This is a genomic window from Streptomyces sp. NPDC049879 (assembly GCF_044461265.1).
In the GTDB taxonomy this organism is placed as follows: Bacteria; Actinomycetota; Actinomycetes; order Streptomycetales; family Streptomycetaceae; genus Streptomyces.
In genome coordinates this window covers 194,552-211,678 of the sequence record NZ_JBITKT010000003.1, presented here as the reverse complement: position 1 = coordinate 211,678, position 17,127 = coordinate 194,552, and the positions used below count along the sequence as shown (strand labels likewise).

Below are 17,127 nucleotides of genomic sequence, written 5' to 3'. Positions count from 1 at the left end.
CGCGGAGGGGCACGGCCGTCCGCGTATGCTTCCGCTCCACGGCACCGCCTCCCCCCACCGCGCGCCCGCCGGCCGCGACGCGCGGACCCCAAGACATGCACAGCGAGGAGCACGCGTGAGAGTCGGCGTGATCGGGCTCGGCGACATAGCCCAGAAGGCGTACCTGCCGGTGCTCACCACCCAGCCGGGCGTCGAACCCCACCTGTACACCCGCACCCCGGCCACGCTGGAACGGGTCGCGCGCGCCTACCGCGTCCCCGACGCCCACCGCCACGCCGACCTGGACGCGCTGCTGGCCGCCCGCCCGGACGCGGCGTTCGTCCACGCCCCGACCGCCGCGCACCCCGAGATCGTGACGCGGCTGCTGACGGCGGGCATACCGACGTTCGTGGACAAGCCCCTCGCGTTCCGTCTGGACGACGCCAAGCGTCTCGCCGACCTGGCCGAGGCCCGCGAGATCAGCCTCACCGTCGGCTTCAACCGGCGGCACGCCCCCGCGTACGCGCACTGCCTCGACCACCCCCGCGACCTGATCATCCTCCAGAAGCACCGCCGCGGCCTCCCCGAGGACCCGCGCCGCATGGTCTTCGACGACTTCATCCACGTCGCCGACACACTGCGCTTCCTCGTGCCGGGCCCGGTCGAGGACACGCACATCACCACCCGCGTCCGCGACGGGCTGTTGCACCACGTCGTCCTCCAGCTCTCCGGCGACGGCTTCACCGCCGTCGGCGCCATGAACAGGCTCTCAGGGTCGGCCGAGGAGATCCTGGAGGTGTCCGGGCAGGACGCCAAGCGCGAGGTACGCGACCTGGCCGCGATCATCGACCACAAGGGCCAGCCGAGCGTCCGCCGCCGCGGCGACTGGGTGTCCGTCGCACGCCAGCGCGGCATCGAACAGGTCGCGGTGGGGTTCCTCGACGCCGTCCGCGCGGGCCGCACGCTCGACGCCCGCGACGCCCTGCTGACCCACGAGCTGTGCGAACGGATCGTCCAGGCCGCCGCACGGGACCGGTGAACGCGCTCTAGAGCAGGTTCTTCCGCGCGGCCAGCCACGCGAGCTGGGTCCTCGTCGCGGCGCCCGTCACCTGCATCATCTGCTGGACGCGGCGCTGCACGGTCCGCTGGCTCAGCCGCAGCTGGCTGGCTATCGCCTTGTCCGTCACCCCCGACACCAGCAGCGACAGCAGGTGCCGGTCGCCGTCCGTCAGCCCGGCCGCGTCCGCGCCCACCGCCCCGCCGGGCGCCTCGGTGCCGTCGGCCCGCAGCGGCACCCCGTGCTCCCAGTACCGCTCGAACAGCGCGATCAGCGCGTCCAGCAGGCTGCTGTCGCGCACCAGCGCCGCCGTCGGCTGCCCCGGGCTGCCCTGCGGACCGCCGGGCACCAGCGGGCAGATGGCCAGCGCGCGGTCCGCGACGACGAGCCGCAGCGGCAGTTCCGGCACCGACCTGGCCACCTCGCCCGCCCGCACCCCGGCGACCAGGCTGTCCACGGCACCCGGGCCCTCCAGCCACGCCCGCTCGTACAGCACCTGGTAGCGCACGCCCCTGGCCAGCGCCTCGAACTCGGCGGTGTTGTCCTCCGACGACATCGCCACGTACTGCGCCTTGCAGAACCACAGCATCTCCCGCCGCGCGCCCGCCTGGAGCTGGTGCAGGTGGTGGCGCAGCGCCTCCGTGCCGGTGATGACCTCGATCAGCTGCATCGCGTCGTGGCGGCGGCGGGTGTCGCGGTAGGTCTCCAGCAGGTCGGTCACCGCCTCCCTGGCCCGGTCGAGCGCGAACGCGCCCTCCTGCAGGCGCGGCAGCAGCGCGACATCGGGCGGCCCGGCGCCGAAGGCACCCGGCGCGCCCTCCACGCGGTGCGCGAGCCCCATCCGCCCGAGTCTGCCGAGCACGCGCGCGCACCGGGGCGCGGTGAGCCCGGTACGGGCCGCGATCTCCCCGGCCTCCGCGGTGTCGACCGTCACCAGGTAGCGGTAGACGCGCTCCTCGTCCGCCGTCAGTCCAGCCGCTCCGAGCATCGTGCCTCCCCGCGCGCGGTGCGCAGGCAACCGCTCGCCCGTCCACCGTGACGCCTCATCCTCGCATGTCGTGTCGCGGACGCCGGAGTTGTCGCGTTGGTGACATGTCGCTGTCGCGACAACCGATAGCCCGTGACATCGGTGGTGGACACTCGGATTCTGTTGCTGGTCCTCGGACCCGGCAGGCGGGGGGAACAGCACGAGAGGAACAGAACGATGACACGGTCCATCCGCCGCGCGGCGGTGCTGGCGACGAGCCTGGCGCTCGCCGCAGGAGCGGCGGCGCCCGCCATGGCGCGACCACCCGAACCGGCGGGCACCGCCGCCGCCCTCGCCACGGCGGACGCCGCGCCGGGCCGCACGGCCACCGTCCGGCTCGTGACCGGCGACACCGTGACCGTCACCACCGTCGAGGACGGGCGGCAGGTCGCCACGCCCACCCCAGGACCCGGCCGGGACGGCGTCGCGTTCCAGACCGTCGAGGAGGACGGCCGCCTGACCGTACTGCCCTCCGACGCCTGGCCGTTGATCGCCTCCGGGACGGTGGACCCCGGCCTCTTCGACGTCTCCGCCCTCATCGAGCAGGGCTACGACACCGCGCACACCGACTCGCTCCCGCTGATCGTGCTGCGTCCGCAGGGCGTGTCGGCGTCCGCCGTCGGCGAGTTGACGCGGTGGCGCGCGCCCGGCGAGCCGTCGCGCGAGCTGGACAGCATCGACGCCACGTCGGTACGCGTCCCCGCCGACGACCTGGACGACTTCTGGCACGCGCTCGCGCCTGCCCCCGGCACGGCCCTCACCGCCGCCCGCGCCACGCTGCCGCGCGTCCGCCTCGACGCCCGCGTCACCGCGACCCTCGACCGCAGCACGGCGCAGATCAACGCCCCCGCCGCCTGGGACGCCGGGTACCGGGGCGAGGGCGTCACCGTCGCCGTCCTCGACACCGGCGCCGACGCGGACCACCCGGACCTGGCGGGCCGCGTCGCCGGAGCCGAGGACTTCTCCGGCTCCGGCGGCACCCACGACGCGTACGGCCACGGCACCCACGTCGCCGCCACCGTCGGCGGCAGCGGCGCCGGAGCGGGCGGCAGCCGCCCCGGCGTGGCCCCGGCCGCCGACCTCCTCGTCGGCAAGGTGCTCGGCGACGACGGCACCGGCTCCGAGTCCGACGTCATCGCCGGGATGGAGTGGGCCGTCGCACAGGGCGCCGACGTCGTCAACATGAGCCTCGGCTCCGACACCCCGTCCGACGGCACCGACCCGATGAGCCTGGCCCTGGACACGCTGGCCGCCGAGACCGGCACCCTCTTCGTCGTCGCGGCCGGCAACACCGGCGAGAACGGCAGGAGCACCGTCGGCTCGCCCGGCGCCGCCGCGGGCGCGCTGACCGTGGGCGCCGTGGACCGCGACGACGAGCTGGCCCCGTTCTCCAGCCGCGGCCCCCTGCCGGGCGACGCCGCGGTCAAGCCCGACGTCACCGCGCCCGGCGTCGGCATCGTCGCCGCCCGCGCCTCCGGCACGGGCATGGGCACGCCCGTCGACGCCCTTTACACCGCCGCGTCCGGCACGTCCATGGCCACCCCGCACGTCGCCGGAGCCGCCGCCCTGCTGGCGCAGCAGCACCCCGACTGGAACGGCGAGCGCATCAAGGACGCCCTGGTCAGCACCGCCGTCACCCGGCCCGGCACGCCCGTCACCGACCAGGGCGGCGGCCGGATCGACCTGGCCGCGGCCGTCCTCGGCGGCGTCACCGCGACCGGCACGGTGGCCCTCGGCCCGTTCAGCACCGACGACGCCGGACAGGACGCCGAGCCCGTCACCCTCACGTACACCAACACCTCCACCGAGCCCGTCACCCTCACGCTCGACACCGCGCTCGCCACCAACGGCGGCCAGCCCCTGCCGTCCGGCGCCCTCACCCTGGACGCGTCCACCGTCCGCGTCGAGCCGGGCGGCCACGCCGAGGCCACCCTCACCGCCGACCCGGCACGCGCCCCGCGCGGCGACTGGTACGGCTACGTACGCGCCACCGCCCCGGACGGCACGACCGTCGCCCACACGACCGTCAGCCTGGCCGTCAACGGCCCGCAGCACACGCTCACCCCGACCGTCATCGACCAGAACGGCGAGCCCAGGCCCTCCGAATGGCCGCTCATCAAGGCCGAGGACGGCTTCGTCGTCCCCGACTCCACCTCCCCGCTGTCGGCCGAGGTCGAGGAGGGCACCTACACGGTGGCCGACATCAGCGACGACGGCACCGACCCCGACGACGGCCTGCCGCAGCTCCGCGCGGTCTACCTGCCCGAGGTGAACGTCACCGACGACCGCGAGATCGTCATCGACCGGCGCGCCGTCACCCCCGTCGAGATCCGCACCCCCCGCCCCGCCGAGCAGCGCAACTGGGCCAGCTACCAGATCTTCCGCGAGCTGGACGGCCGCCGCTGGACCCACTCGGTCGCCTACCCCGTCGGCCAGTCCCACCTGCTGGTCTCGCCGACCCGCCAGGTCACGCGCGGCACCTTCGAGTTCGCCTCGCGCTGGCAGCTCGTCGCCCCCCTGCTCACCGGCGAGGTGCACGGCGGGCGCGGCACCGGCCTCACCCCGTACTACCTGTCCGTCTCGTCCCTGCTCCCGCGCGACCGCACCACCCTCACGGCCGTGGACGCGGGCAGCGCGGCCAGGCCCGACTTCTCCCGCGCACGCGGCGCGCTGGCCGTCATCCGCGACGAACCGGAGGACTACTTCGCCTTCACCGAACGGGCCAGGGCCGCGGGCGCCGCCGCGGTCGTCACCGTCGCGGCCCCCGACCAGACCGCCTGGAGCCGCTGGCGCCCGAACGACTCCACCAGGACGGCCGTCCCCCTGATCAGGGTGAGCCACGAGGAGGGCACGGCACTGCTGGAACGCGCCGCCGCCCGGCGCACCACCGTCACCCTCGACAGCACGCCCGCCAGCCCGTACCTCTACGACGTCATGCAGGTGTCCTCCGGCCGCATCCCCGACCGGGTGGTCCACACCGTCGGCGACGGCAACACCGCCGAGATCCGCACCACCTACGCCGAGATGGGCGGCAGCCCGTGGGCCTCGGCGCAGCGCATCGGCTGGCGCCCGCACCAGGGCGTGGCCCTGCTCGACTCCCCGCGCGACGTGATGACCGGCACCGAGCGCACCGAGTACGTCAGCTCGGGCGACACGCAATGGCAGCACTTCGTCCACCACACCCTGCCCTACTTCTACGACATCCCCGTCACCGACATCGGGCTGCGCGGCGCGCAGCGGACCTACGGGCCGCGCGACCGCCTCACCGAATCGTGGTTCGCCGGACCCGTACGGCCCGCCGCCCCCGAGGGCACCGGCACGCCCGGCGTCCGCGAAGGGGACACGATGGCGCTGCGCGTCCCCGAGTTCACCGACGCGGACGGCCACTGGGGACGCGCGCTCGACGGCGACCGGGTGTCCCTGTCCCTCCACCGCGACGGCACGGAGATCGGCCGCGCCGACGAAGGGTACGCCGACATCCAGGTCCCGCCCGGCACGGCCGGCTACCGGCTGGACCTCGCCACGGAGCGCGCCGACGCGTCGTGGGCCCTGTCCACGGCCACCGAGACGTCCTGGTGGTTCCGGTCGCGGCACACCGACACCGCCCGGCCCCTGCCGCTGCTCCAGCTCGACTACGACCTCGGCGCCGACGCCGCGGGCACCGTCCGGCACCGCTCGCACACCGTGGACCTGCGGGTGCGGCGGCAGGACGGGCCGGTGGACCCCGACGACGTGACGCTGCGCGTCGAGGCGTCGTGGGACGGCGGCGGCTCGTTCGTCCGGGCCGAGCGGATCAGGGAACAGCGCGACGGCACGTTCCGCGCCACCCTCGAACGCCCGCGCGGCGTACGGGGCGACGTGCCGGTGACGCTGCGGGTCACCGCGCGCGACGACGACGGGAACCAGGTGCGCCAGACCGTCACCGGCGCGTACCTGCACCAGGGCTGAGCACGCCAGGGCCGGCCCCCGCCACGGGGGCCGGCCTCAGCCCTCCACCTGGGACGTCTCGTCCCCGGTGCCGATGTCGTCCCCCGCGTGCGGCTCCACGACGCCGAACCAGATCAGCGCCAGCAGCACGGCCCCGACCACGATGCGGTACCAGACGAACGGCATGAAGCTGCGCGTCGAGATGTACTTCATGAACCACGCGATGATCGCGTACCCGACGCCGAACGCGATCACGGTCGCGAAGATCGTCGGCCCCCACCGGACGTGCGACCCCTCCTCGCCGATCGACGTCAGCTCGTACGCCCCCGACGCCACGACCGCGGGGATCGCGAGGAGGAACGAGTAGCGCGCCGCCGCCTCCCGCCGGTAGCCGAGGAACAGGCCGCCCGTGATCGTCGCGCCCGACCGCGACACGCCGGGCACCAGCGCCATCGCCTGGCACAGCCCGTAGACCAGGCCGTCGCGCACGGTGAGCTGGTCGAGGGTCTTCCGCTCCCGGACGGCGCGGTGCCGCCCGCCCGTCGCGTCACGCATCGCCAGCCGGTCCGCCACCCCGAGGACGATGCCGAGCACGATCAGGTTGACGGCGATCAGCCGCAGGTCGCGGAACGGGCCCTCGATCGCGTCCTGCAGCGTCAGGCCCAGCACGCCGATGGGGATCGAGCCGACGATCACCAGCCAGCCCATCCGCGCGTCCGGCTCGGCGCGGGCGGCCTTGTCGGTGAGCGAGCGGAACCACGCGGCCACGATCCTGGCGATGTCCTTGCGGAAGTAGATGATCACCGCCGCCTCGGTGCCGATCTGGGTGACGGCCGTGAACGCCGCGCCCGGGTCCTCCCAGTCGAACGCGACCGCCGTCAGCCGCAGGTGGGCACTGGACGAGATCGGCAGGAACTCCGTCAGCCCCTGCACGAGCCCGAGGATCAACGATTCGAACCAAGACATGGACTCTGCGGCATCCCGTGAGTGTGGCGGAGGCGGAGGGGCGGGCTGGGCAAGACTGAGCAGGACGGGGCAAGGCTGGCAAGCGGAGATCACTCTAAGCCAGACGCCCGGCCGCCCCGCACAGCGGACGCCGCCGCGCCCACCCGCCCGCGGGGCCGCCGGGACGCGCGGGACAATGGAGCCGTGACCGAGCCGATCCCCGTCGTCAGGGCCGTGGACCTGGGCACCGCCCGCCTCCTGCCCGATCTCGACAGGCCGAACGCCTGGCTGCTCACCGTGGACGGGACGGCCCAGTCGTACGTCGATCTGGACGATCCTCTTCACCTGGAGTTCGAGTACGTGCGCCGGATCGCTCACGTCCTCGACACCGCCGCGTCACCCGGCCGCCCGCTCGACGTCCTCCACCTCGGCGGCGGCGGCCTCACCCTGCCCCGCTACGCCGCCGCCACCCGCCCCGGCTCGCGCCAGCGCGTGGTGGAGGCGGACCGCGCGCTCGCCGCGCTCGTCGCCGAACGGCTGCCGCTGCCCGGCGGCGCGGGCATCGAGGTCGTGACGGCCGACGCCCGCGACGCCGTGACCCGCGCCCCCGCGGCCTCCGCCGACGTGATCGTCGCGGACGTCTTCGGTGGCGCGCGCGTCCCGGCCCGGCTCACCACGCTCGGCTACGCCCGCGCCGCCGCCCGCGTCCTGCGCCCCGGCGGCCTGTACGCGGCGAACGTCGCGGACACCGCCCCGTTCGGCTTCCTGCGGCCCCAGCTCGCCACGCTGGCCGCCGCCTTCGCGGAGGTCTGCCTGATCGCCGAGCCGGTGATGCTGCGCGGGCGCCGCTTCGGGAACGCCGTCATCGTCGCCGGGCACGCCCCGCTGCCGCTCGACGCGCTGACGCGCCGGGCCGCCGCCGACCCGTTCCCCGCCCGCCTGGTCCACGGCCCGGCGCTCGCCGGGCTGACCGGCGACGCGCGGCCGGTCGCCGACGAGGCCGCCGTGCCCTCGCCCCGGCCGCCCGCCGGGACGTTCGGCACGCCGCGCGTCGGGTCGGCGGGGGGCGCGGATCATTCGGCCGGGTAGGGCCGCAGGCTGCGCATCATGGTGTCGATCGTCTCGTCGTCCAGCTCGTCGGGGACGCCCGCGTCGGCGACCAGCACCCAGGTGGCGAGGTCGTTGCGCTCGTTGAGGTAGGTGAACGCGACGACCTTCCCGTCCGGCGTCCCGCAGGGCTGCTCCGGGTCCTCCGGCACGCCGGTGACGGTCGCCCGCACGACATGGCCGCTGAGCCCGTGGTCGCTCTCGAACGGTTCGGCCGCCGAGACGTCGAGCGTGCCCTCCTGCGCCTGGTCGTAGGCGGCGAGCACCCAGTTGCGGGCCTCGTTCTCCGCCGCCTCGGCCGTGCCCGTCGCGCCCTGGGCGCCCTTGGTGCCCGCCAGCGCGCGCTCGCTGCCGCCCTCGGCCTCCGGGCACCAGCCGTTCTGATAAATCGCGACGGCCGTCATCGACACCAGCGGGGAGCCGGGGTCCTCCGCGTCGGGCCGGTCGTCCTCGTAGCCGATGTAGGTGCCCTCGGGGCCTATGGACCAGTCGTCGGGCGGGACGTCGAAGGCGCTGCCCCGGTTCTCGCTCGTCTGGACCTGCCAGTCGGGGGCGACGACCGGGTCCGGCACCTGGAGCACGCCCTGCCGCGGGTCGTCGGGCGCGATCGAGCGCTCCTCCTCCGGCTCCGGCTCCTCGCTGCCGCCGTGCGCCGCCGGTTCGTCCCCGCCGCCGCTGTCGCCGCCGAGGACGTACACACCGGCGACCACCAGCGCGGCCACGACCGTGACCCCCGCGACGACGGCGACCGCGAGCCGCCCGCCGCGCCGCCTGCCGCCGGGGCCGCCGCCCTGCCCGCCGCCCGGCTCGTCCACCGGCGCGGGCGGGCCCGGCGGGTTCCACACCGTGCCGCCGCCGGTCACCGGCCCGGAGCCGTGCGGCGGGTACGCGCCCTGCTGCGACTGGTACGGATTCGGCTGCTGATAACCCGGCTGCTGATAGGGGTTCGACCACGAAGGGGTGGCGTCGCCCCCGTGCCGCTGCTCTCCTGGTCCCATGGGAGGTGACCTTAAAGCCGCCGGGCCCGCGCCGGGGCACCGGCCGCCGGATTGCTGCCGTGCTGGGACGAAAGCCCGTTCCGCGCGCCGCCCGCACCGGTGCCGAACACCCCCTGACCGCCGCGTTACCCGCTGGTAATATCGCCGCCATGACCGACTCAGGCACTCCCGCGGCCGGCGAACTGCTCGCCTCCCTCGTCCCGATGGTCCGCACGCTCGGCTTCGAGTTCCTGGAGGCCGGGCCCCAGCGGGCGGTCCTCCGCCTGCCCGACCGGCCCGAGTACCACAACCACCTGGGCGGGCCGCACGCCGGAGCGATGTTCACCCTGGCCGAGTCCGCGACCGGCGCCGTCGTCCTCGCCGCGTTCGGCGGCCTCCTCGACCGCATGGTGCCGCTGCCGGTCCACGCCGAGGTCGCCTACCGCAAGGTGGCGAAGGGCGAGGTCACGGCCACCGCCGAACTGGAGCGCCCGGCCGCGGAGATCGCCGCCGAGCTGGAGGCGGGCGGACGGCCCGAGTTCCCCGTCACCGTCGCCGTCCGCCGCGCGGACGGCGCCGTCACGAGCGAGATGACCGTGCGCTGGACGCTGCGGCCCAACGACTGACGCCCCCGCGCCGCCGCGTAGCATTCCGCCGACATCGACCGCACGTCCATACGGGGGACACGTTGACCGTCGGCCATCGCTCCGGACCCACGCGCCCCACGGGCCGCATACGCGCCACCGGCCGCCGCGCCGGAGCCGTCCTCGGGGTGGCCGCGTCCGTGCTGCTCTGCGCCTGCGGCGGCGAGCCTGCCGCGGACCGGCAGCCGCCCGCGGGCAGCGCCAAGACCCCCGCGCCGCACGACCGGCCCGCGGGCGCCGGCGAACTGCCCGACGTCACCGGGCTGCCGCTCACGGCGGCCCAGGAGACGCTCGACGCCGCCGGATTCCCCGGCTCCGCCTCGCACGACGCCCTCGGCAGGGACCGCACGCAGCTCATGGACGGCAACTGGGTCGTGTGCTTCCAGGTGCCCGCGCCGGGGCCGCAGCGGGGGGCGGCCGAGGTGGACCTCGGGGTGGTGAAGTCCGAGGAGGAGTGCCCGGCCGAGGACCGGTCCGCCGCGCTGCCCGGCGCCGGGGCCACCGCGCCCGACCTCGTCGGCGAGTCGGTCAACGTGGCCCGTGCCGCGCTCGACGGCGCCTCGGACGTGACGGCGCGGGACGTCTCCGGGGCAGGCCGCATGATCCTCGTCGAGTCCAACTGGCAGGTCTGCGCCCAGACCCCGGCGCCCGGCCTGCCCCTCGAAGGCGTGGCGGCGGTGCTCGACGCCGTGAAGTTCGGCGAGGAGTGCCCCTGACCCGCCGGGCCGGTCAGCCGGTCGCCAGCAGCAGCGTGCCGGCCATCGCCAGACCGGCGCCCGCCGTCTGGACGGGCCGCAGCCGTTCCCGCAGGACACCGCGCGCCGCCAGCGCCGTGACGACCGGGTACAGCGACGCCAGCACCGCCGCGACCGTGACCGGCCCGATCCGCGCGGCCAGGGCGTACGTCGCGTTGGCCGCCACGTCGGCGAGACCGACGAACGCGAGCGACGGCAGGGCCGCCGTCACCACCGCGCGGCCGCCGGGCGGCAGGACGGGACCGCCCCGGCGCGCGCCCGCCATCAGCGCGCCGCCGCCCACCACGACGTTCACGACCCGCTGGACGAACAGGGCGAGGAACAGCCCGGTCGTCGTCTCGGACGCCTCGGCGATCAGCGCCAGCACCGCGCCGAAGCCCAGCGCGGCCACCAGCGTGTACCCCATGGTGCGGCCCTGGACCGAGGGCCCGCCGCGCTGCGGGCCACCCGCGAGCATGATCCCCACGAAGGCGACCAGGATGCCGGAATACTGCACGAGGCCCGGCCGTTCCCCCGCGAGGAGCGCCACGCCCACCGGCACCGCCACCGCCGTCGAGGCCAGCGGCGAGACGACCCCCATCGGGCCGAGCGCGAGCGCGCGGTAGAAGCAGAGCATCGCCACCGGGCCGACCGCGCCCGCCGCCACGGCGAACCACAGCCGGGGGCCCGCCTCGCTCCAGGCGCCCGTGGCCACTACGATCGCCCCGAGCACGGCCATGGCCAGCGCCTGCGAGACCACGACGACGGTCAGCGCGGGCATGCGCCTGGTCAGCAGTCCGCCGCCGAAGTCGGCCAGTCCCCACAGGAGGCTGGTGGCCAGGGCAAGGGCAAGCATCGGGGTACCTCGTTCACTGTTCGCCGGGCCGGGTCGGGTCGGGTCGGGTCGGGTCGTCGCGGCTCCTGCCGGGGACGCGTGGTCTCGTCCGGCCGCCGGTGCGCAGTCCATCAGACTGAACTGCCGCTGACAAAATATTAATCCCCACGAGAGGGCCTGTGTGACCGACATCGACCAGCTCACCCAGGCGCTGGCCCGCAACCTCAAGCGGCTGCGCACCGAACGGGGCTTCACCCTCGACGCGCTCGCCGCCCGCGCCCGGGTCAGCAGGGGCATGATCGTGCAGATCGAGCAGGCCAGGACGAACCCGAGCATCGGCACGGTCGTCAAGATCGTGGACGCGCTGGGCGTCGGCATCCCCACGCTGCTCGACTTCGACCAGGAGCCCGCCGTCCGGCTCTTCCCGCCCGACCGCGCCGTGCGCCTGTGGGACACCGAGGCGGGCAGCCACGGCACCCTCCTCGCGGGCACGGAGGCGCCCGGCCCGCTGGAGCTGCTGCACTGGCGGCTGATGCCGGGCGAGGGCCACCAGTCGGACCCGCACCCGGTCGGCACCTCGGAGCTGCTGCACGTCACGGCGGGCACGGTCGTCCTCACCGTGGACGGCGTGGAGCACACCCTCCCGGCCGGGACGTCGGCCGCGTTCGAGTCCCATGTCCCGCACGGCTACCGGAACGACGGCACCGAGCCCGCCGAGATGTCCATGGCCGTCTCGGTCCCGGGCACCGGCCGCTGACGCACCGCGGGCGGCTGGTACGGTGCGCGCCATGCGTGCTCCCCTCGGCGACTTCGACGACGCCCGCCCCGCCATCGAATGCCTCGATCTGCTCCCCGCGCCGGTGGCCGCCGCCCTCCGCGCCTGGCAGAGCCCGGTGCCCGCCGGGGAGGTGGTGTACGTGGACAGCGACCCCGAGGTGGCGGACACCGCCGCGTTCGTCGCGACGTACGGGCAGGACCTGTCGTCCACCTCGGCGAACCTCGTCGTCCTCGCGGGCAAGCGCGGCGGGGACGTACGGCTCGCCGCCTGCCTGGTGCCCTCGCAGGCGCGGCTCGACGTGAACGGGGTGGCGCGGCGCCGGCTCGACGTGCGGAAGGTGTCGTTCGCCCCGCGCGAGACGGCGGTGGGGGAGACGGGCATGGAGTACGGCGGCATCACGCCGGTCGGCCTGCCCGCCGCCTGGCCGCTGCTGGTCGACGCGTCGCTGACCGCGCTGCCCTGGGTGCTCGTCGGCAGCGGGGCGCGCCGCGGCAAGCTGATCCTGCCGGGCAAGGCCCTGGCGGAGCTGCCGGGCGCGGAGGTCGTCGAGGACCTGGCGCGCTGACCCCCGGCACGCTGGCCGCCCTCCCGCGCCGAGCGCCGTGGTGATGATGTGATGGGTCGCGGTGGTGACCCTCACGACAGCGAAGGCGGTACACCGGGATGAACATCGACCTCGCGGGCAGGACGGCCCTCGTCACCGGCTCGACCCAGGGCATCGGCGCGGCGATCGCGACCGGCCTCGCCCGCGCCGGGGCGCGCGTCGCCGTCAACGGCCGCAGCGCCGACCGGGTCGCCGCGGCGGTCGCCCGGCTGACGGAGGACGTCCCCGACGCGCCGGAGCCGGTGCCCGCCGCCGCCGACGTGACCACCGAGGACGGCACCGCCCGGCTCCTCGAACTCGTCCCGGACGTCGACATCCTGGTCAACAACCTGGGCGTCTTCGGCGCGCAGCCCGCCCTGGAGATCACCGACGACGACTGGCGGCGCTACTTCGAGGTCAACGTCCTCACCGCCGTCCGCCTCACCCGCGCCTACCTGCCCGGCATGACCGGCCGGGGCCACGGCCGCGTGCAGTACATCGCCAGCGACTCCGCCGTCGTCGTACCGGCCGAGATGATCCACTACGGGGTGAGCAAGACGGCGCTGCTCGGCGTCGGCCGGGGCTTCGCCAAGGCGGCGGCCGGGACCGGCGTCACCGTCAACTGCGTGATGGCCGGCCCCACCCACACCGGCGGCGTCGAGGACTTCGTCTACCAGCTGGTCGACCGCGACCTGCCCTGGGAGGAGGCGCAGCACGAGTTCATGCTGCGCCACCGCCCGCAGTCGCTGATCCAGCGCCTGATCGAGCCGGAGGAGATCGCCCACATGGTCGTCTACCTCGCCTCGGACTTCGCGTCCGCCACCACGGGCGGCGCGCTGCGCGTGGACGGCGGCTACGTGGACGCGATCCTGCCCTGACGCGGCGTGGCCCGGGCGGTCAGGCGCCGAGGTACGCGAGCACGGCGAGCACCCGGCGGTGCCCGCCGTCCGCGACCGGCAGGCCGAGCTTGGCGAAGATGTTCCCGACGTGCTTGTGCACCGCGTTGTCCGTCACGACCAGCCGCCTGCCGATCGCCCCGTTGTCCAGGCCCTGCGCCATCAGCGACAGCACCTCGCGCTCCCGGCCGGTCAGGGACGCGAGGCCGCGGCCGGACGCGCCCGCCATCAACTGCCCGATCACCTCGGGGTCCATGACGGTCCCGCCCGCCGCCACGCGCCGCAGGTCCTCCACGAACAGGCTCACGCGGCTGACCCGGTCCTTCAGCAGGTACCCGACGCCGCCCGCGCTGTCCGCGAGCAACTCCCGCGCGTACACCCTCTCGACGTACTGCGACAGCACCAGCACCGGCAGGCCGGGACGCGCCCGGCGCACGGCGAGCGCCGCCCGCACCCCCTCGTCGCGGAACGACGGGGGCAGCCGCACGTCGGCGATCACCGCGTCCGGCACGTGCCGTTCCACCGCCGCGACGAGGCCGGGGCCGTCCGTGACGACCTCGGCGACCTCGATGTCCTTTGCGGCCAGGATCAGTTCGAGCCCGGCGGACAGCAGCACGTTGTCCTCGGCGATCACGACCCGCACGGCAACTCCACGGTCACCGCGGTCGGTCCGCCCGGCGGGCTGGACACCAGCACCGTCCCGTCGAGCGCCGCCGCCCGGCGCCGGATGCCGGTGACGCCGCTGCCGCGGCTCTCGTCCACGCCGCCGAGGCCGTCGTCCGTGACCTCGACGAGCAGCCTGTCGCCGTACCGGTTCAGCCGCACCGCGACGCGGGATGCGCCGCTGTGCTTCGCCGCGTTGGTGACCGCCTCGGCGACCGTGTAGTACGCGGCGGCCTCCACGGCGGCGGGCAACCGCCCCAGCTCGCCCGTCTCCACCTCGGCGGGGACCGCCGACTGCGCGGCCAGCGCCGCCAGCGCGCCGTCGAGGCCCCGGTCGGCCAGGATCGGCGGGTACATCGTCCTGATCACCTGCCGCAGTTCGGCCATGGCCTCCTCCGCGCCCTCGTGCGCCTCCCGCAGCAGCCGCGCGAGCGTGCCCGACGCGTCGTCCTCCAGGGCCTCGCGCGCCACGCCGAGGCGCATCGCGATGGCGACGAGCCGGGCCTGCGTGCCGTCGTGCAGATCCCGTTCGATACGCCGCAGTTCGGCGCCGTGCGCGTCCAGGACACCGGCGCGGCTCTCCGCCAGCTCGCCGACGCGCTCCGCAAGCCGCTCCCGCGCGGACGGCTCCAGCGCCCGTACGGTGAACCCGGCGTGGGCGCGCGCCAGCCAGGGGACGCACAGGTACGCGAGCCCCGCCAGGACGACCGCCTGCGCCAGGCCGAGGGACAGCGCGGTGCCCCAGCCGTCGACCGTGAATCCGAAGGCCGTGAACCCGTCGCCCTCCGGGAAGACCCACCACAGCGCGGCCGCCACCACGCTGCCCGCCGCGCCGCCCAGGCACACCAGCGCCGCCGACCCGGCCGCGAAGCCGCCGAGGAAGTGCAGCGCCGCCCAGCGCAGATCGCGCCGTACGCCGGGGTCCTCGCGTATGCCGCGCCACTGCGCGCGGACGCCGCGCGGCAGGTCCGTGCGGCGCGGGGCGGCGTCGGCGCCGATCAGCCGGGCCGCACGCCGCCGGTGCCACTCCGCCCACCACCGCAGGCCGAGGAGCGCCCGGGGGAAGAGGACCAGGCCGAGGCCGCCGAGCGCCGTCGTCACCAGGCTCAGGAGCAGCAGCGGCAGGGTGAGGAGTGTCGCCATGGCGGACAGGAGGTTGGTCAGCAGGTAGCCGCCGCCCCGCCGCACGTGGGCCCATCGTTCGCGCATGGGGGAAGTCTCCCGGAGGGCCGGGCGCCGCCGCACTACAGGGGGCTGTAGTCCTCGCCGCCCGTGGCCCGTTCGACCGCTCCGGCCAGCAGCGTGTCCGCGCGGTCGAGCGCGTGGCGGAGGGCGTCCGCGTCGGGGGTGACGCCGGTGAGGACGGCGTCGGTGCCGCGCAGCCCGGCGCGTTCGAGAAGGGTCTTCTCGTTGGTGACCCACTCGCCGCGTGCCGCGAGGACGGCGTGCGCGGTCTGGCAGGCGGCCGTGGCGATCGCCCCCGCGCAGTCCGTGAGGCGGCCGCGCGGGGCGTGGGCGGCGCGGGCGTAGGCGAGCGTGGCCCGCGCGTCGCCCGCCCACCGGCCGGGGGCGGCACGGCGCAGCGCCTCGGGGTAGGCGGGGCGGGGCAGTTCGCCGGACAGGACGCGGTTCACGGCCAGTTCGGCGACCGGCAGGTAGCTGGGGATGCCCGCCAGGTGGAACAGCAGCCGTTCCACGTGGAAGCGGCCCGCCCGCGCCTCGGCGAGGCAGTGCTCCACGGAGTCGAGGTCGCGGTAGTGCACGTCGACGCGGCGGCCCTCGACCGTCAGCCACGCGCCGCCGTTGAAGACGCCGCCGCCCCAGCCGCCGACGTCGGACACCTCGCCGTCCCAGCCGAGCGTGCGCAGCGCGGCGGGCGAGAACGCGCCCCGGTAGTAGACCGCGAAGTCCCAGTCGCTGTCGGGGCGGTGGGTGCCCGTCGCGCGGGAGCCGCCGAGCGCGACCGCCCGCACGGACGGCAGCCCGGCGAGCCGCGCGGTCACGAGGGTGAGGAACGAGTCGTCGTCGGCCGCCATGGACAGGAGCGTACGCGGGGCGGGCGCGGCCGTAGGGTTCGCCCCATGAACCCGCACCAGCAGGACGGCCTCGACCTGGCCGCGTACCTCGACCGCATAGGCCACGGCGGGCCGGTGGCCGCCGACCTCGCCACGCTGCGCGCGCTCCAGCTCGCCCACATCACCGCCGTGCCCTTCGAGAACCTCGACGCCGTGCGGGGCGTCGTCCCGTCCCTCGAACTCGCCGATCTCCAGGACAAGATCGTCCGGCGCCGCCGGGGCGGCTACTGCTTCGAGCACAACCGCCTCTTCGCCGCAGCCCTCCGGGCCGCCGGGCTGGCCGTACGGCCCGTCGCCGCGCGCGTGGTCCTCGGCGCGGAGCGGCACGGCGACCGCCCGCGCACCCACATGACGCTGCTGGTGGGCGTCCCGGGCGAGCCGCTGCCGTTCCTCGCGGACGCCGGATTCGGCGCCGCCGGGGCACCGCTCGCGCCCCTGCCGCTCACCGAGGGCGCCGAACAGACCGCCGGAGGGCGCCGCCACCGGCTGCTGCGCACCGCGCCGGTCACGGACGGGCTGGACACCGGGGACGAGCGGGCCTGGGTGATGCAGTTCCACGGGGCGGACGGGTGGGCGGACCAGTACGTCTTCACGACAGAGCCCGCCATGCCCGTGGACCAGACCGTCGCCAACTGGTTCGTCGCGGCGCACCCCAGGTCCCCGTTCAAGGAGCGCGTCTTCGTCCAGCGGACGGGCGAGGGCGTGCACCGTTCGCTCTCCGGGCGGGAGTACACCGTCACCCGCGAGGACGGGTCGGTGGAGCGGCGGATCCTCGCCGACGACGAAGAGGTGCGCAAGGTCGTCGCCATCGAGATGGGCCTGCCCGGCGACGCCTGAGACGCGCCGCGTACGCGGACGGCCCGCCCCCGTACGCGCGGGGGCGGGCCGTCCGGGATCACC

Annotated in this window: 16 protein-coding genes; 9 read left to right on the top strand and 7 right to left on the bottom strand. The window is 75.5% G+C overall.

What is annotated here, in order from left to right; all coding sequences use genetic code 11:
* Positions 1-115 precede the first annotated feature (115 nt).
* Positions 116-1,018, top strand: a complete 903-nt coding sequence (locus ACIBPC_RS11975; protein ID WP_398843385.1) for a Gfo/Idh/MocA family protein — start codon at positions 116-118, stop codon at positions 1,016-1,018.
* Positions 1,019-1,025: 7 nt separating this feature from the next.
* On the opposite strand, the gene ACIBPC_RS11970 is transcribed toward ACIBPC_RS11975, so the two are convergent.
* Positions 1,026-2,024: a helix-turn-helix domain-containing protein gene (locus ACIBPC_RS11970; protein ID WP_398843382.1), complete on the bottom strand. Its 999-nt coding sequence runs from the start codon at positions 2,022-2,024 to the stop codon at positions 1,026-1,028.
* A 216-nt stretch (positions 2,025-2,240) separates the two neighbouring features.
* Between ACIBPC_RS11970 and ACIBPC_RS11965 the strand changes: the two genes are divergently transcribed.
* Entirely contained in the window at positions 2,241-6,011 is a 3,771-nt protein-coding gene (locus tag ACIBPC_RS11965) for a S8 family serine peptidase (protein WP_398843380.1), read from the top strand.
* A 36-nt stretch (positions 6,012-6,047) separates the two neighbouring features.
* Here ACIBPC_RS11965 and ACIBPC_RS11960 read toward each other — a convergent pair whose 3' ends face one another.
* The gene (locus tag ACIBPC_RS11960; protein ID WP_398843377.1) at positions 6,048-6,956 is read right to left on the bottom strand and encodes an undecaprenyl-diphosphate phosphatase; all 909 of its coding nucleotides are present in this window, start codon (positions 6,954-6,956) and stop codon (positions 6,048-6,050) included.
* A 183-nt stretch (positions 6,957-7,139) separates the two neighbouring features.
* On the opposite strand from ACIBPC_RS11960, the gene ACIBPC_RS11955 reads away from it, so the two are divergent.
* On the top strand, positions 7,140-8,024 hold the full coding sequence (locus ACIBPC_RS11955; protein ID WP_362959014.1) for a fused MFS/spermidine synthase: 885 nt from the start codon (positions 7,140-7,142) through the stop codon (positions 8,022-8,024).
* On the opposite strand, the gene ACIBPC_RS11950 is transcribed toward ACIBPC_RS11955, so the two are convergent.
* Complete coding sequence (locus tag ACIBPC_RS11950; protein ID WP_398843374.1) at positions 8,009-9,040, bottom strand: hypothetical protein; 1,032 nt, start codon at positions 9,038-9,040, stop codon at positions 8,009-8,011. The genes ACIBPC_RS11955 and ACIBPC_RS11950 overlap by 16 nt on opposite strands.
* Positions 9,041-9,189: 149 nt before the next feature.
* Here ACIBPC_RS11950 and ACIBPC_RS11945 point away from each other — a divergent pair, with 149 nt between their 5' ends.
* Positions 9,190-9,645 carry a DUF4442 domain-containing protein gene (locus tag ACIBPC_RS11945; protein WP_398843371.1) on the top strand — a complete coding sequence of 152 codons (456 nt, stop codon included), beginning with the start codon at positions 9,190-9,192 and terminating at the stop codon, positions 9,643-9,645.
* Positions 9,646-9,707: 62 nt separating this feature from the next.
* Entirely contained in the window at positions 9,708-10,379 is a 672-nt protein-coding gene (locus ACIBPC_RS11940) for a hypothetical protein (RefSeq protein ID WP_398843369.1), read from the top strand.
* Positions 10,380-10,392: 13 nt separating this feature from the next.
* On the opposite strand, the gene ACIBPC_RS11935 is transcribed toward ACIBPC_RS11940, so the two are convergent.
* On the bottom strand, positions 10,393-11,253 hold the full coding sequence (locus ACIBPC_RS11935) for an EamA family transporter (protein WP_398843367.1): 861 nt from the start codon (positions 11,251-11,253) through the stop codon (positions 10,393-10,395).
* Between the two features lie 160 nt (positions 11,254-11,413).
* Between ACIBPC_RS11935 and ACIBPC_RS11930 the strand changes: the two genes are divergently transcribed.
* The 3 genes from ACIBPC_RS11930 to ACIBPC_RS11920 all read left to right on the top strand — a co-directional run bounded on the left by ACIBPC_RS11930 (position 11,414) and on the right by ACIBPC_RS11920 (position 13,471).
* Entirely contained in the window at positions 11,414-11,989 is a 576-nt protein-coding gene (locus tag ACIBPC_RS11930; RefSeq protein ID WP_362959028.1) for an XRE family transcriptional regulator, read from the top strand.
* Positions 11,990-12,020: 31 nt separating this feature from the next.
* Positions 12,021-12,575 (top strand): YbaK/EbsC family protein, encoded by a 555-nt coding sequence (locus tag ACIBPC_RS11925; RefSeq protein ID WP_398843364.1) that lies wholly within the window; start codon positions 12,021-12,023, stop codon positions 12,573-12,575.
* A 98-nt stretch (positions 12,576-12,673) separates the two neighbouring features.
* Positions 12,674-13,471 (top strand): SDR family oxidoreductase, encoded by a 798-nt coding sequence (locus tag ACIBPC_RS11920; RefSeq protein ID WP_362959034.1) that lies wholly within the window; start codon positions 12,674-12,676, stop codon positions 13,469-13,471.
* Between the two features lie 19 nt (positions 13,472-13,490).
* On the opposite strand, the gene ACIBPC_RS11915 is transcribed toward ACIBPC_RS11920, so the two are convergent.
* The 3 genes from ACIBPC_RS11915 to ACIBPC_RS11905 are packed head-to-tail and all read right to left on the bottom strand — an operon-like array spanning position 13,491 to position 16,188.
* Entirely contained in the window at positions 13,491-14,132 is a 642-nt protein-coding gene (locus ACIBPC_RS11915; protein ID WP_398843361.1) for a response regulator, read from the bottom strand.
* On the bottom strand, positions 14,120-15,361 hold the full coding sequence (locus ACIBPC_RS11910) for a sensor histidine kinase (RefSeq protein ID WP_398843359.1): 1,242 nt from the start codon (positions 15,359-15,361) through the stop codon (positions 14,120-14,122). The genes ACIBPC_RS11915 and ACIBPC_RS11910 overlap by 13 nt, the downstream gene beginning before the upstream one ends.
* 35 nt (positions 15,362-15,396) lie before the next feature.
* The gene (locus tag ACIBPC_RS11905; RefSeq protein ID WP_398843356.1) at positions 15,397-16,188 is read right to left on the bottom strand and encodes a nucleotidyltransferase domain-containing protein; all 792 of its coding nucleotides are present in this window, start codon (positions 16,186-16,188) and stop codon (positions 15,397-15,399) included.
* A 45-nt stretch (positions 16,189-16,233) separates the two neighbouring features.
* Between ACIBPC_RS11905 and ACIBPC_RS11900 the strand changes: the two genes are divergently transcribed.
* Complete coding sequence (locus ACIBPC_RS11900) at positions 16,234-17,064, top strand: arylamine N-acetyltransferase (RefSeq protein ID WP_398843353.1); 831 nt, start codon at positions 16,234-16,236, stop codon at positions 17,062-17,064.
* Positions 17,065-17,127 lie beyond the last annotated feature (63 nt).